Genomic DNA, 15,666 nt, shown 5'->3' on the forward strand with positions numbered 1-15,666 from the left:
TCTATAGTCACATTTGACGATAAACGATAACCTTAGCCCCTTCTTCCAATACAACGGAAAAGGTCTTCCCTAAAGCTTCGTTCAGGGTGGCTTCCCACCAATATAAAAACCTCCGTTTCCGGATAGGATAACGCAAACCGAAGGTCGAAACCATCCCGTGAGGATACAAAGAAAAGAGCGAAACCTGTTGCCCGGGCCGACATGACAAGGTCGCATCTTTCAAGAGCGGCGTAAACAAACCATAATCAGATAACATTTCAATCCGGGCGAAATCGGGAGCATATTGTAGTAACAGCGAGATATTTCCTAATGTATGATCTTCACGTAACCCCGTGGCTCCCAGTATCAGCACCTCACGAATTCCTTTTTCCCCGGCATAACGAACGGCTTTTGTCAAATCATTGGTCTCCTGCTCCCTCAACTGATACAAACGATTCGCGTAACGAGTACACAACTCTTCCGGTAAACTGTCTAAATCCCCCACAATAACGTCCGGAACAATTCCGTGTTGTTCCAGGTGAACTACAGCTCCATCACATGCAATGATATACTCCGCCTGATTCAATATTCTCAACGCTAACTCTCCGGAAGGAAACAAACCATTAGCGACAACTACACATTTATAATTTTCCATCATATAAGATTCCCTTTTTCTTCCAATTGACCCACCCTACGACAGCCAAAACTCCGTAACATATAAAAAGAAAGCAAGTAGGATAAAGTTCCCGCTGGTAATAGAGATACACCGATACAAAATTAATTACTACCCAAAAATACCAATGTTCCAAAATCCGGCGGGCAAGCATCCACGTGGCCGTAATGCTCAACGCCGTCGTAAAAGCATCACCGACCGGAACAGGAGAATCTGTATAATCGGCAAGTACGCGGAATAAAACCCCGTACAACACTCCTGTTACCGCTATAATCCCTAAAAATATTTTCAGATTCAAATGGTGATACAGTATAGCGACCTCTCGTTTTTCTCCCCTGTTCCCCATTTTCCGCCATTGCCAGAAACCATAGACGCTCATGCAAACATAATAAATATTCAAACTCATGTCCGCGTAAAATTTGGAAAAGAAAAAGACAAATACATAGACGAAAGAGGTCAGGAACCCGACAACCCACATCGCCCGATGCTGAAAAATTTCCAATATCAGGTATACAATCCCCGTCACAACGCCCAAATATTCTAAAAAATATTCCATTCTATTCCTTCTGTCGATCGGCAAAAGTACTTATTTATCGGCAAAAAATCCTATGCAGAGGCCCCTTTTTATAAGAACCGTTTGATTTAAAAATAATCTCTTAACCAACTTAATGGATCGCAATCCCGTTAATAGGTTTGTTTTTACGGGATAAAGACGTTCAAAATCATTATGCCTTTTTCAAACCGCTCTTTAAAGTCTTATTGATCTCTTGCAAATAATGCGGAATTTGACCGATAAAATTTTCTGGCGGATTACTGTAATTCTGATCAGTCAGCTCATTCAGCGGTAAAGCATATGTCATACTGAAAAAAGTTGGTCCATATCCTCTGAAATACCTTTATGAATTATCGATATAAATCATCGGACAACACACCGAGCAGTGTCTGCAACGGCACCTCTTTCAAAACCACTTTCTTGTCGCAATCAAGCAGATAAAGCGTCGGCATGACTGACATGACATACAGTTCCCGCTCACGAATATCGCCCCGGTCCAATCCGACAATCCACTCCGTCGGAAAATCGTTTTTCGTACGGTTCCATGCCTTCCGGTCGTCATCCGCGTAAATAGCGAGTACCGTCAACTGTTGTGCATGAATTTGTTGCCGGAGAAATTCATTTCCTTGCAACTTCTCCATCATTTTTTTACAGTGGTCGCAATCAGGGTCATAAAAGATCAACAGTATTCGACGCCCTTTCGTACCGTAAAGTGTCTGCAGCCTCCCGTCCCGGGTAAAATAGGTAAAATCGGCAGCCTTCATTCCGGGGCGATTTTTCTTTGCCGCTTCCAACAAATAGACGGAACGCATTTTATCGTACTCTCCCAAAACAGGCGTACGCACCATTTCCTCTAAAAAAAAGATAAAATACTCCTCGTTCACCATCGGGGAAACGGGTTCATAAAGATACTTTTCAGCTATTTCCATTAAAAGCGTATAGGCCACGGGGTCGGCTTCGGCTTGTCGCATCAGGTTCCGGACAGCCGGCTGCAATGAAGTCGATTCGGCATGAGGAAACAAAGCGACAAAATTGACAAAATTCTGTTCCATAAAAGCCGTATCACGACTGCATAGCGTATCCCGGAAGTCCATATCGTCCCAGAAATGCGTAACAACGTAAGCCGCCCTTTCGGGAGCACTACGAAGAGTCGAAGGGATTTCGGGAAGAGGAAGTTCCCGAGACGACAAGGTATCCCCTAAAATCTTATCGCAGATCGCCGTATCACGAGGTTGAGCCGTCCCACCGTTTCCACAAACGGCAAACAACACCGATAAAACGAATATTCCGCCTCCAATTTTCATATCTTCTTTATTTCGTTATAAATTCGACAGTCCTGTCGCCTATTCCACACAACGTATAAAACATGCATCGCTGGTATTCACACTCTCGTTATTGTTGAAAATGTTAGAACTGCTTATCAAATTGAAATCGAAAGTAAAATAATTAAAATCCCAACCAATAGCATTACCTTCCCTTCCATTATTCTCTTTCTGTTTTAACCAATAAATAGCTCCCGGTCGCATATAAAGATCATAGAAAAGCGGCTTATCATCAGGTGTAGGAAAGGGAGCACTTCGCCCCGAAGCATATCTGAGTACCGCTACTTTCCCATTTTCGTTCTTTCCGTCTTTCCGATGGCCGTACCCGGAAGCTCCCAAAGGAAAAAACACGTTTCTGCCCCCGTACTCTTTTGACGTTTCCGACTTGTTGTACACGAAAACCCCGCGCATGCCGAATTTCGGATTCGTATTATACTGATAACCATAAACTTCCTCTATTTTGGAGAGGGTCTCGGTAGCTTCGTCACCGTAGAGTACGCCAAAACCTTGTTCAATGTCGTCGCTATCCCACAAATCATTATAATCTTTATAAGTTGCCACGGATACTTTCTTCCCGTTTACAGTAGGATCGGAAAAACTCCCGAAATGATTCTTTGAGGTTATTTCGCTCCAAAGGCAAGTTGTATCTGTCCCGGCAATAAGAAATGGAGTATCCTTATGATCTTTGAAATCACTTTCGGATACGTCAATCCAAATCGGCTTATCGTTTTTATTATTAGTAGCGTCGATCGGTTGCTCCCAGTTTCCGAATTTAAACAGCGAACCTTCCTCCGTGGGAGCTTCCGCTTCTCGCGTGGCCGTACGCATATTAAACGAATGCCATTTCCTGCCATTCTCTATTAGCGCCAAGGGAGCGTACCCCTGACGGGCAAAAATCAGATGGTAACAACTGTAGTTATGATACTCCACTCGAATCACCGCACAACGGGATTCATGTTCATCACAACCGTTAAAATAAATTTGAAAATCGATGGGAGTACCCGTGCTGCCCTTCACCGTATCTTTTGCTAAAGTGATGGTTTGTTTATCCCCCCGCACGATATAAGCCTTCCACGCTCCTTCTGAAGTAAAAGTTTGAAATTCCGTGGCATTTTCCATCGGTAGTCGTTTCAACACGACGTGGAACGGCCGCTTGTTATCGTGTTTACGCCATATTCCCTTCGGGTTCACTACACGACGTACCTGCATAACCGTAGCCGGCTTTACGATTTTTTTTCCGTTAGACAACGTTGCCGTGAACGTAACCACCGCTTTACGCTGGTAAGCGACATAGGGATTATTACCCGTGTAACCCGTTTTAACAATCATCTGCTTAGCGCGAGTATACATGGGAAGCCGGTAAGTCACCGTATTTTCCTCAGGTTCTTTCACCACGTAATACCGGCCGTCCTCCGTATCCGACCCGTACACGCCTGTCGTCACCTCTTTGTACACCCGTTCTCCTCGGTTGGTGTTTTTATAATACATCTCGTTCGATGTGACTTTCGATTCTTCAAGAATGGTCTGCGTTGTCCTGCGGAGAGACAAGAAGCCGTTCCACTGATTTAAAGGGGCACTCGAAGTCACCTCCGGATCCATATTTCTCCAGTAATCGAAACGGGGAGCATTATAAGGAGCCCACGCGTTCGTATCGATTTTGGCCGATAATTCCGTCACTTCATGAGGACCGCCGTTGACTTTAACGGGTAACAACATGGAGTGATTATAGAGATAGGAAATGTAATAAGGCTCCGGTACCTGGATACTCGGTATCTCCTCTTCGTAATCAATATGCCAATCCACATCGTTAGCAAAATGATTGAATTTCAATGTTAATTTATAATGATGATTACGCTCCGCATCATAGTCCTTATCCGTATCCTTACCAAGCATGAAACGATACACGATATCCCCGTTTCCCAATCTTTTTTCATTAATGGAACGATAGTAAGCCCGAACTTCGATATAAGTGCCGTAAGGCTTATTATCTTTGTATCCGTCGGCTCCCTCCTGATTCCCGTTAGGATAGGCAATCACTCCTTTCTCGTTTGCATCCTGACGCTTACTTTTCCCTTCTCCCTGCATGTTTTCATAAAAGAAAAGCGCATCGGCAGTTTCGGAATGATCGCTTCCGTGCTTCGGTTTTCCCTTGGTGACACGTACCGGCCAAGTCTCGTCGTAAGGCTGATTCTTAGGATCGGCATATGTTATCGTTTCGCCTTCGCGAATGAGTTCGTCCGTTTTAACGGGAGTATTTTTCTGTCCAAGGAAACAACGAGCGGGAATATCTCTGATCTGCACAGATTTAATGTAGATAAAAACCCCTTCTTCAAGGTTCGTACCGTCGTAAGCAACCGTCACTTTCGAAGCCGCACGGCGTATCCACGCATGTAGCCGCATATTTTTTTTATTGACAGTCAACACGGGTGCCTCATCATGAATTTCATCTTCCTCGGTAAAATGACCGAACATCTGGTTATTTTCGGCCACCTTGTTTTGCCAATCAAAAGAGATACTTTTAAGGCCTTCTATCGTTTGGATTTTCTCTGCATAAGAACCGAGATCCCCCATGTTGGCAGCGACATAGATATAATAGCGCCCATAGGGTATCGTCAATTTAAACACGGCCCGGGGCGTAGAACTCTCGGCGATATTGATTCCCTCTCTGTTTTCGTTTTGTACGGAAAATTGTCCGGATGCAAGCAGACGCCGCTCTATCAACTTCCCTTCCAAATCATACAATAGCACGCAAAGATTTTCAATACTTTTAATGGTATTGCCAGCAGTCTTAGCTTTCCCGGTCAAAGCCGCAGCCAACGGTTTAAACTCCACGGTAGCCATTAAGGAACTTTCACCCTTCGGCACAAATTCATCTTCTCCATCTATCAAATCATCGGTACAAGCTGCCAGTCCGATGATTAAAATGTACAAAATACCATATAAGATATTGCGTTTCATATTCTTAAATACTTCCTTTGTTACAATCCGAAATCCGGCTCAAGGACCACCTCCCCGTAGGGTTCGAGATCGACCTGCCAATTTACCTGATTGTCATTGATAATGATCTTTACTACCACATGCGTGTTGCGCGGCAGGCATGACAAATCGGGAAAATAATCGCTCAACACCGCCCCCTTGTCCAAAGAGATGGACATCCGGTAATTTCTCGGATCTCCGCCCGGATCGGTATATTTACCTTCCAACAAATAGATCGGGTCCAACGTGATCTCCTGTCCAACAGGTAATTTTATATTCTCCTTCCGTTCAAACGTGTAATACTCGTTACTCCCTATCGTGGGAACAGCATATTCGGTAATTTCCTTGTTTTCGTTATATTTTGTATCTTTCGGCAGGTAATACTCCCGGCGAGCCATCTTGTCGATACTCAATCCGGTGAATACTCTATCGCTACCGGTACGATTGATTATACGGAAAGAGAATTTAACGGCAGCCCGTGTTACGTAAAGCCTACAATAGGCATCACTGTCCGCAACCTCTACCTTGTGGCATTCGCTCATGGGTAATGGTCCGAGAATCTGCTCCGAATTATTGTCTAACTGTATCGTCAATCCCCCCAACCTGTCCTCCGGAAAGGGCAATCCGACATAAATCGCCGAAAGATCCTCCTTCAGCAGTTTGCGGAATACCCCGGTCTCCTTCGTTGGAATCATCGTCTCTTCATTGACAAAAAGATAGATCCGTTTGGTCTCTTTGCCTACCACCCTGAACAAAACGTTCCCGTATGTCTCGACAGCCGATGAGAGTTCCAGCAAACGGTTGGCTTCCACCGTATTGTCGGGACGCACCACGACGATGCGCAACGTTTTCATCTTCTCGTTTTCGTTCGACGCCGGCTCGCTGTTTCGCATCCGTACCGGTACGTCGGATAAAGCCACATCGATTTCCAGATTTACCAACCTGTCTTCTCCCTCCCGTGTCTCTTCTATCCCTTCGCAACTACATCCCATGAAAATAAGGCACATGAGAAACGGTATGATATATGCCAACAATTTTATTATTTTCATAACTCTGTTTCGTTGAGTCTCACGGTCCAGTCATTAACCTTGATATAAGTCCTGAGCCAGGAATAATCCGAGCGAAGGAAAAAAATCAACGACCATTCGCTCTCCCGGTCGAGAAACTCCTGTGGATCCATCTCGGCATAAAGTTCACTTTTCAATAACAACAGGTAATTATTGAGAGGGATATCGATAATCTCCGTTCCATCCTTCTTCCTTTTGATGACCAACCGGGGAGCATTTTTCGTCATCAGCCGCGATGTCGAAAACTCCGCGTAGGCCACTATCGCCTCTTTTCCTCCCTCGATCACCCCCGTTGACGCTTGTCCCTGCGCCCAGGGGGTATACCTCACCACTCCGTTGTCGATCAAATCGTTATTTACACCGAAAAGTGTATTGTCATCCGTAATTTCGAATTCGAAATCCTTATCGTTTACCGGATCGCCATTGGTTTGTTGCAGAACAATCCTGATGTTATTCGTATTCTTCATCATCTCCACCACACCTTCCCGGTAGGAATCAGCCGTCCGTAAACTCAATTCTCCCCAGTACATATCATGCAGCCTCTTTTTTCCGGCCACCGTGAGACACTCCCTGTCCATCACTACCTGCAAATCGTCATATACAGCCCTTTTGTCCGGCTCCGATACCATCTCAAAAGAACTTTTCTCACAGGCTAATCCCCCGTACGCCACGAAACGGTAATCTCCCTCCTCCAAGTCCAAGGTCATCCGGTATGCCTCATCCCGTAACTCGGTCCCCGTCACAACCCGCTTCGTCACGTAACGGCCTTCCCCATCGTACACAAGCAATGTCAGACAATCCACCTTTTTCGGAAATGCGTTGGCATACTCCATATTATAATCGTACACGAATCGCAGAGACACACCATGCTGACAAGGTTCGAGGTCTTCATAAATACGTTCGCACGAAAGTAAGGCCGTTGCTAACATAACGCTCTGCACCATGCCGATGAAGCGTGATATTATAAACTGTCTGTTATTTTTCATTTTTAAAATTCGATATTATTGACACGTACGGTCCAAGGCAACACTTCCACCGACACCGTCAGGTATACCTCACCGCTTTCATCCGGATCGTCGGGATCCACGGGGTCGGGATCGTTACTTGTAATACGGGGATGCCCCAGCTTACTGATACCCGTTACTGCCAGTTTATACACGTTATTGCGTACCACGCCGAATTCCATTGTCCCCATCGTACCGGGAAAACCATTGTCGTTATGACGGTTCCAGTAATAATAGTAGAAATAGTATCCCACTCCGGCATGATTGTCTTTATCCATCTCCGCATCATTGCTTGCCTGATAAAGAGTGAAACCGGCTTCGGTTGCTGCCTTACGGAAAGCGGCAAGCGCTTCCTCCGTTTTTTGCACATCCCCTTTGCCCTCATCCCAAATCTCTATCAGCTGCTGGTATAATTTATCCGGCCCGCTCTCCTCGCCGATCCTCGCTGCCGAATGGAGCGGATGTCCCGGAGCAGTCTGTTGTGCTGCCACCTTCACCCCGGTGTTCCATCCCACGTATATCTGATTTTGGAAAGTATACAAAATGGGGTAAACGGCATTGCTGCCTTCCACGTTATACGTGTATCCCTTTATACCTTCAGGCAAAGTATATTCGCCCCGGATAGCCTTATAAAGCTGCTCATTCGTCGTTTCAAGATTGGTTCCGGCAAGTAGCTTCCCTTTAAAAACGATCCCCGTCGAAATGCCGTTTTTCTGGTGGTCGTCATTCCCCGGAATCGTATTCTCCGTCACATAACGCCAGATACGATAGTCCTTCACGACCGAAGTTCCTGCCTCCGGCGTCCAGCCTTCGTCATTGTCTTCACGTCCCTTAATCACATCGTCGATCCAGTAATTGTCCCATTGCCTGCGTGTACTGGCATCAATACGGCCATCGTTGTTAAACAGTCGAAAATTAAAATGATCTTTCAGTTTATTGATTACCTCAGATGTGTTCAAATCATTTTGTTTGAACTCAGCATCCGTATCTACAACGTAATTGGAAGCGGTTTCCTTGCCGCCGATTACCGCATTCTCTCCCTTCCCGTCCGCAGACACACGCCTCAAGTAATAAAACTCTTTGCTCATATTGACCAAACCCATGCGGATCAACTGTACTTGCAAGCCGTCGTCTTCCTTTCCTTCGGGCGTCCTTCCGATGTTGTACGTATTCTTTCCGGTACCACTCCCGTCCCTGAAATCAAAACGCGCCACGGAACGTTCCACATCGATCGCTCCTCTATCGTTCGTAGCATTATCGTAATTTCCACCGTTATCCCCGCTCAGATTGAAGGGATTCGCTTCGGTAGCGTATGCCTCCACCCACTCTTGGAACGTATTGGGAATCAACCGCTCGGCCTTTCCCGCATTAGACATCAGAAACAACCCGTTAGACCAAATGGTGGTATTCTTGTCGCTACCCTCAATATCATTCTGTAACACACGGCAAACCTTGTTCGCCCAATCTGCTTCATGGCCTTCTTCCATGTCGGACAACTCGTCTATCAGGTCCTGCGTGGGATTACAAAATACATACACGTGAACTTTATTGTTGCCCGGATCCTTTAAAATTCCGTTGTTATCATACAATCTTTGGATACCTGTTCGACTGATTGCCGCGGTAGCGGTTATAGTAGCCCGGGTTCCGGGTTGTGCCGGAAGTCCGCCTACAATACCATGTGTCACGTATTTATCTTTCGTATCGGCCAACACCAGAAGAATGGAAGCCACATGATTCTCATAATCCTGGCCCACCTCCTGACCGGTATTCCCCGTCGTACTGCGCGCCAATGTCTTGGTCGGTAATGCCACGTTAACATTCATATACAACATCTCCCGCTCTCCTTTATCATCAGGCCATTCGTCGGGAATTTTCTCTTCGCTGTGACAGCCAGCTATTAATCCGGCTATGAAAAAAACAGCTAAAATTTTACTCCAATGTTTCATTTGCTTTATTATTATCATGCTGAGGTTGTTTTTGACTCGATTCGTTTTTCAGTTTTTCGATTTGTTTTAACATCGTTTCAGCCTTCACAATACCTTTCTCTCCGGCTTCAACGAAAAATTTCTCTGCCGCATCGTAATCGCCCGCGAGCGCAGCATAAACTCCCCGGGCATATACACTCTCGGCAGCATTACCTGCCTTACGGAGATAACGCTCTGCCTTTTTCAAATCCCCCATAGCCATCGCCGTATTGGCTGCATTAAGGTTTGCCGTCGAATCGGTAGGATACATCCGCACCGCAATTTCGAATACTTCGTTAAACTCTTCACTACCCGGCTCCATTTCCCGCGTAACGAGGAACATCTCCTGAAGACTCAATTTCTGAGGAGTGGTAGCCAAAAGACTTCTTATCTCGTCAACATTCGCGTACGGACGCACGACATATTCCACCGTATAATCGGAATGCCGCAAACCGGGATAGACGTTTTCCAGCAAAAAACGATAATCCGCCGGATAAGTCAACTTGATTTTATTTTCTTTGACATCCGCATCCATATTGCTTCGAATCAGTTCCAGAATACCTTGCCGATTGGTCAAGTCGGAACTTTCCACGTACCGGGCCAATCCTGCCCAATCTTCCGGCTCATAAGCGGTCGACAAGAGCGTATCGGCAAAATCATACAACCCTTGTACGTATCTCATCAGCGTTTCCGTACGCCCCTTGGCCAAACGAGTGTTGTTGGCATAGGAACCTTCCGGCGAAGCATACCCCTTGATACGGATTGCGGTAATCCACATATCCGGATCATTCCGTACGGCATCTATCGTGCTTCTGATCTTCTGTAACTCCGCCGGGTTATTCCGGTAATTTTCATGGATTTCCGTCCGGTTCACGGGAAAATCGATATAAGCAGAACCCTTCTCCTCCCGCATCTTAATTTCTGCCCTCGGAGGTATATAGACAAACTCCGGTTTGAATTTTTCCGGCTCGAGATTTAACGAGGTAAGCAATTCGCCGTTTTCCATCAATACTTCGCATTGACATCCACACTCTCCCTCCTCCATCGTAAGCATCGCCGCAGACATCCACTTTTCGTAGGGTATCACCGTACGATATTCGATAACCGAAACTTCTCCGCAACGATAAAGTGCCATATCATCCGAAGAAAAACCGTTACGCAAGTGATAGTAGTAACGGTTACGACCGGCGACCACTACCGAAGAAAGACGCAAACTGTCTCTCTCTCCGGCTAATAACGGCGTAAATATCACTTCCCGATTGCTTTTCATTTCCAAAGCCGAAACATCGATATCCATCGATACGAATAATTTATCCTCCGTACTAGAAACAGCAAGATTCGATACCGTTACCTTTCCATTCATAATCGTCTGAGCACCGGCTTCCATTATACAAAACAGAAGCAACAGGCCGCTGCAAAGTATTTTCATTATTTTATCCACAACCATAACCCCATGAATTAAAACGTATATACCAGATTGACCGCGGCCTTCGTGGGACCGACATAATTATGCGACTTATTCTTCGCAAGTTTCTTTCCGCAGGTAGCGCAAGGATAACTGTCATAACGAGTATAAATATAACCTATTCCCAACTCCGCTTCCAAGTTCCAGTGTTTACCCAGTATCCACGTGTAACCGTAAGCAATACCCGCACCGACGAACCATCCCTGATAACGTCGATCGGAAAGATTCGAAAAATCAGTACCAAGAAAAGAAATACTATTCTTCAAGCTTCCTATATTATACTGACCGCCCAAAGCATGTACTCCCATGAAATGCCCGGCAAATCGGTCGCAAAACCAATAACGGGCCTCCGGCTGAACGAGCCAGTGTTTCCACTTTCGCTCATGCGAAAGTGTCCAGCCATTGTAGTTGGCAGATACATCCAAGGTCCAACGGGAAGCAAGTCCCACCTCTACACCTGCATTCACAGTATAAGCGGCAATATCATAAAGCAGATTCGTTTTAACCGCCACATTCTGACTTTTGGCACATAGACTTCCGAGTGCCATGCATAAAAACAGAATTGTTCTAATTTCGACTTTCATCTTCATTTTCTCATATCTATATTCTATCTACGACAACATACGCTACAACAAATTGCAGATCTCTATGCAAGAAATCTTTATGTAGATTAAATATTTGACTATTAGAACAATAATAAAAGACGTGATTTGATTTTTATATATTTTATAATTTTTTATTTCTCCAGATTCATAATCCTATCTTAAATTTTATTTATTATTAACATTAAATGATTAAATCTCGATTTTTTAACAATATATATAAAATACTATTATATAGCATTCTACACAATCGGATAGTTTTTTTTTAGTTAAAAGATGCTGTAATTTCTTTGATTCAATGACGAAAATATTTTATTTTTGCGAGTAATATATCATGTTTCTTGCATAGAGATCTACTGATCCAACATCTCTATAATACCCTGATTCACAGAATCTATGATGGAATTTTCCAACATTGTCAAATAAATCTGAGTCGTTCGCTCGGACGTATGTCCCAATCCCGCACTGATAACCGATATCGGAACATTGCAATTGCGAGCGGCAGTCGCCCAACTATGCCGGGAGGTGTATGAAGTGATTTTACATCCCGCCAATAATAATCCGGACAATTTATGAAGCAGGCGATTATGATTATTTAATGCAGCCAAGTATTGTCTGTAAGCTACTGACCTATCGTCCGTCGTCAGGATCGGGAAAACATAGGGCGAATTTTCAGTCGCTTTCTCGTATCGGACGATAATAGACCGAATACTGGGTTCAAGCCGAATACAAAGCAGTTGCCCGGTTTTATGTCGCGTATAACAAATCATATCGTTCTGAATATCCGATTTACGCAGGTAGGCAATATCCACAAACGCCATACCCCTCGTACAGTAACTGAATATAAAAAGATCACGGGCAAATGCCAATGCTGCATTCCATGACAGATCGAGTTTATGAAGCCGGCGTATGATTTGTTCATCGACCGCACGTTTACGCGTCTGGTCCACACCGGTATAGACATTTTGAAACGGATAGGTCTGCTCGACTATACGTTGCCGGACCGCCTTGTTATAAATCGCCCGCAAAACACGCATGTAAAAAGAGATGGAGTTACGGACAATCCCGCGCCTGACAAGAAAAATACTGTAATCGTCGATGAGCTCCTCGGTCATAGCCACAAAAGGCAGATCCATATTGGCGAGAAACGAGGAAAAACTATTCTTTGTACGTTCATAATTTTTTGCCGTTCCCCACCGATTGCAACGTTGCAAAAATTCGATTTGCATTTGCATGAAAGCCAGTACGGACACTGGACTGTTAGCGGTTTTATAACGTCTGACAATATCGTTTACCGTGTATGTCTTACCCCGACGATCGAGAAGCTTGATAATATGTTTCAAATGCATCAGGTCATTATCTATCTGTTTTTGTATCGGAACCACATTTCTAAAAGAAGAGATTACCTGCCCGGTATTCGAATTCCATTCGTCAGGAAACAGATGTATCCGAGTTGTTATTTGCTGACTTTTCCCCCTATGGGATAATTGATAATAAACCGTTCCGGCTTTTCCTGCGACCGTTGAATTGCGTAATTTAACCTTTACTGTTGCCATAGTATTTAAATTTTTGCAAATATGAATTACTTTCCGGAAAGTTTTCCAAAAGAAAAGCAAGCATTTTTCAATCGATTATCGTAAAAAGGGGAGCGAATCATATTCGTTCCCCTTATAGTATCACTCGCAATCTTCCTCACGTTCTCTGGATCGAAAAAGGCCGGACATTTATCTTCCTCTTCTCCTGATCCAGATAAATAGAGCAAAGAAAAGTAAGACGACAGGAAATACTCCCATAAACATTATTTTGATAATATAAGCCCCCGTTTCTCCCACGTATATTTTATTATCAGGAATAGGAGGACGACGCACGTCGATAGGCACCTCTTCATCCGATAACCAGAAGAAGGCTCCTTGTATAATCATGTAGTTGGAAGCTTTAATACCTTTTCGACTTCGGCTGAATTCGCCGTTACTCACGCAATCGGCATCACCGAAGATCATAATTTTCTGCTCCTTGTCACCTATCTTACGAGTCAAAGCCAAACCCGTCACGAAGGTTTTCCGGATCTCTCCCGCAGAAGGATCGAAACGGGCCGTGTCGTCAACAAAGTTCGTCATCTGCAACTCGTTCCAGCAATCGATCGTGTCGCTGACAAATAAAGGCGTTACCGTATACCCCTTATCCGTTACATAATCTAACCCCGTGGCACTCGGCATCGTGGCCACGTATCCCCAGGCTTTCATACGTTTGTAAACATAAGAGAAATCAGCAGCCTCTTTTGTCGGGGTAGCAACGATAAGATCAGCCTGAAAGTTTTCCGTCGGGCGTACAAGAATACCCGGCATGAACTGCACTCCGAATTGCTCGATTACGGGGTTCATCACCTCCTGGCGTTTCGGTTCTCCGACAATAAACAAGTTGCCCCCCCGGGCGATATACTTGTCAAAGTTCACTTTTTCTACCTCCGTCATCGGTTGACGCATCTCGGCAATAACCAAAATATTAACATCTTCCGGAATCTCTTTATCCAGCGTCAGGTTTTCGAAATCGAATCCCTGGTTGATCAACGAGTGACGGAAAGGTTTATCCTGGGTGAACATACTGAAATCACGATCTCCCTCGCGCTCCGTGTTACGTTCCCCGTGTCCGGTCAAGAACCCGACCTTCGGCAACTTCATCACCAAACGTTTGAAAGCGGCAGAGATCTCGGTCTCACCAGGGAAAACCGACATGTCATCGAACACCCGCAAGAAGGTTTTCTGGCCGTTCTCCCGTTCCAACAAACGAACAAAACGGTTTTTCTCACCCGATAAATCGATTTTTTCACGAATCTGTTCCGGTGTCAATACCTTGTTGGAATCCAGACCGAAACTCTCGATCATCTTTTTAGCCTTCCACTCCATCGTCGTGTTAGGGAATCGCTTGTCCAGTTCTTCCATATTCACCGAATCGTAATAATAAACGTAGTTCATTTCCATATCCGGTTTAAAACGAAGGTATTGTCTGAAACGTTGTAAATCCCAATTCCGGCTGGAAGGTAAACCATACCAGGCAAAACCATCCAAAACATTCACGTAAGTGGTAATTTTTAACTTGCCGTCCATCCTCGCCACTATATTCTGGCTGTTCGGAGTTAACGTGTTTGTCTTCGTCCGCGTAGCATCATAAAACGACATCAACGCCGGACGGGAGGAGAGATAACCGATAAACATGGCCACACACCAAATACCGACGTATTTTCCCCATGTTACCATCCAAGATGCTTTCTGACGCCGCGATTGCAAACGAACGATAGACATCGAGAGGAATAAAACGATAACGATCAAGAAATAAAGCACGTCTTCCGAGCAGATCAAACCGTTTACAAACTCCCCGGCACGTCCGGAAATGGCTAACCAAAAAGTAATATCCCGCACGAAATCGATCTCCTGCCACAATCCTTTCACGTAAGACAAAGCTGCTAAGATAGCCAAGGTGCCGACAGCAGCAACAATCTGGTAAGAGGTCAAACTCGACATAAACAGACCGATCGCCGCGTAAGCACAGATCAAAAGGTATATACCGAGCATCCCCGAAAGAACTACCGGAAAATCAAAATCCTTTACAACGCAAGCGGCGTAAATCGTGTAAACCGTCAAAACGCCGATTAAAACAAGAGCGTATACCATCATCGAGAGGTATTTTCCCATGATGATCTGCGTGTTCGTTACCGGCGAGGAGTAAAGCAACTTAATGGAACCGCTTCCCAGCTCCCGGCTCATCAAACCCATCGTCAACAAGGGAATGTAAAGGTAAAGGTAAGACTGAACGGCCGTGAACAAACCGCTCCAGCCTCCATAAAGTCCAAGCGTGAGAGCCCAGTTTCCATACCCCATGGATTCCCGACGAACAAAATTTTCAATCAAACCGGAAAAGGTCATACTACATTGAAACGTGAATATGATCAGGATCAACCAGGCGATCGGCGAGTAGAACAACGTTTGTAATTCCGTTTTCGCTATCTTGAATATTGTCTTCATCGTAAACGTGTTTTAAAATTATTTCTTTGATAATTCGGCAAA

The 15,666-nt window shown here is 44.8% G+C and carries 12 protein-coding genes; all 12 read right to left on the reverse strand.

The genetic code is table 11. The features are described 5' to 3' along the window. Window positions 1–7: 7 nt before the first annotated feature. A complete protein-coding gene (locus tag PGR74_RS02745; protein WP_041503577.1) occupies window positions 8–637 on the reverse strand; it encodes a thiamine diphosphokinase in 630 nt (209 codons plus the stop codon). Continuing rightward, on the reverse strand, window positions 621–1,208 hold the full coding sequence (gene pnuC, locus PGR74_RS02750; RefSeq protein WP_041503576.1) for a nicotinamide riboside transporter PnuC: 588 nt from the start codon (window positions 1,206–1,208) through the stop codon (window positions 621–623). The genes PGR74_RS02745 and pnuC overlap by 17 nt, the downstream gene beginning before the upstream one ends. 169 nt (window positions 1,209–1,377) lie before the next feature. Then, window positions 1,378–1,512 carry a hypothetical protein gene (locus PGR74_RS02755; protein WP_262509234.1) on the reverse strand — a complete coding sequence of 45 codons (135 nt, stop codon included), beginning with the start codon at window positions 1,510–1,512 and terminating at the stop codon, window positions 1,378–1,380. Between the two features lie 43 nt (window positions 1,513–1,555). Next, the gene (locus PGR74_RS02760; RefSeq protein ID WP_270516668.1) at window positions 1,556–2,509 is read right to left on the reverse strand and encodes a DUF5106 domain-containing protein; all 954 of its coding nucleotides are present in this window, start codon (window positions 2,507–2,509) and stop codon (window positions 1,556–1,558) included. Between the two features lie 39 nt (window positions 2,510–2,548). Continuing rightward, window positions 2,549–5,485 (reverse strand): DUF4906 domain-containing protein, encoded by a 2,937-nt coding sequence (locus PGR74_RS02765; RefSeq protein WP_052634634.1) that lies wholly within the window; start codon window positions 5,483–5,485, stop codon window positions 2,549–2,551. 20 nt (window positions 5,486–5,505) lie between these two features. After that, window positions 5,506–6,552, reverse strand: a complete 1,047-nt coding sequence (locus PGR74_RS02770; RefSeq protein ID WP_052634632.1) for a hypothetical protein — start codon at window positions 6,550–6,552, stop codon at window positions 5,506–5,508. After that, window positions 6,549–7,556, reverse strand: coding sequence for a FimB/Mfa2 family fimbrial subunit (locus PGR74_RS02775; RefSeq protein ID WP_041503575.1), 1,008 nt, complete (start codon window positions 7,554–7,556; stop codon window positions 6,549–6,551). Before PGR74_RS02775 ends, PGR74_RS02770 begins: the two co-directional genes overlap by 4 nt. Before the next feature lie 2 nt (window positions 7,557–7,558). Further along, entirely contained in the window at window positions 7,559–9,520 is a 1,962-nt protein-coding gene (locus PGR74_RS02780; RefSeq protein WP_169744684.1) for an Mfa1 family fimbria major subunit, read from the reverse strand. Continuing rightward, entirely contained in the window at window positions 9,504–10,970 is a 1,467-nt protein-coding gene (locus PGR74_RS02785; protein ID WP_394341848.1) for a DUF3868 domain-containing protein, read from the reverse strand. Before PGR74_RS02785 ends, PGR74_RS02780 begins: the two co-directional genes overlap by 17 nt. Window positions 10,971–10,996: 26 nt before the next feature. Further along, window positions 10,997–11,587, reverse strand: a complete 591-nt coding sequence (locus PGR74_RS02790; protein ID WP_110688432.1) for a DUF3575 domain-containing protein — start codon at window positions 11,585–11,587, stop codon at window positions 10,997–10,999. A 371-nt stretch (window positions 11,588–11,958) separates the two neighbouring features. Beyond that, window positions 11,959–13,161, reverse strand: coding sequence for a site-specific integrase (locus PGR74_RS02795; RefSeq protein ID WP_041503573.1), 1,203 nt, complete (start codon window positions 13,159–13,161; stop codon window positions 11,959–11,961). Between the two features lie 168 nt (window positions 13,162–13,329). Further along, on the reverse strand, window positions 13,330–15,624 hold the full coding sequence (locus tag PGR74_RS02800) for a Gldg family protein (RefSeq protein ID WP_041503572.1): 2,295 nt from the start codon (window positions 15,622–15,624) through the stop codon (window positions 13,330–13,332). Window positions 15,625–15,666 lie beyond the last annotated feature (42 nt).

The sequence above is a fragment of the Sanguibacteroides sp. AM78-02pH3A genome, from assembly GCF_027666085.1.
Classification (GTDB): domain Bacteria; phylum Bacteroidota; class Bacteroidia; order Bacteroidales; family Marinifilaceae; genus Gabonibacter; species Gabonibacter massiliensis.

Excerpts from the sequence above, each read along its gene's own strand:
- PGR74_RS02765 (WP_052634634.1), bottom strand. The coding sequence starts at position 5,485 with ATGAAACGCAATATCTTATATGGTATTTTGTACATTTTAATCATCGGA.
- PGR74_RS02800 (WP_041503572.1), bottom strand. The coding sequence starts at position 15,624 with ATGAAGACAATATTCAAGATAGCGAAAACGGAATTACAAACGTTGTTC.
- PGR74_RS02760 (WP_270516668.1), bottom strand. The coding sequence starts at position 2,509 with ATGAAAATTGGAGGCGGAATATTCGTTTTATCGGTGTTGTTTGCCGTT.
- PGR74_RS02795 (WP_041503573.1), bottom strand. The coding sequence starts at position 13,161 with ATGGCAACAGTAAAGGTTAAATTACGCAATTCAACGGTCGCAGGAAAA.
- PGR74_RS02745 (WP_041503577.1), bottom strand. The coding sequence starts at position 637 with ATGATGGAAAATTATAAATGTGTAGTTGTCGCTAATGGTTTGTTTCCT.
- pnuC (WP_041503576.1), bottom strand. The coding sequence starts at position 1,208 with ATGGAATATTTTTTAGAATATTTGGGCGTTGTGACGGGGATTGTATAC.
- PGR74_RS02770 (WP_052634632.1), bottom strand. The coding sequence starts at position 6,552 with ATGAAAATAATAAAATTGTTGGCATATATCATACCGTTTCTCATGTGC.
- PGR74_RS02780 (WP_169744684.1), bottom strand. The coding sequence starts at position 9,520 with ATGAAACATTGGAGTAAAATTTTAGCTGTTTTTTTCATAGCCGGATTA.
- PGR74_RS02775 (WP_041503575.1), bottom strand. The coding sequence starts at position 7,556 with ATGAAAAATAACAGACAGTTTATAATATCACGCTTCATCGGCATGGTG.
- PGR74_RS02755 (WP_262509234.1), bottom strand. The coding sequence starts at position 1,512 with ATGACATATGCTTTACCGCTGAATGAGCTGACTGATCAGAATTACAGT.
- PGR74_RS02790 (WP_110688432.1), bottom strand. The coding sequence starts at position 11,587 with ATGAAAGTCGAAATTAGAACAATTCTGTTTTTATGCATGGCACTCGGA.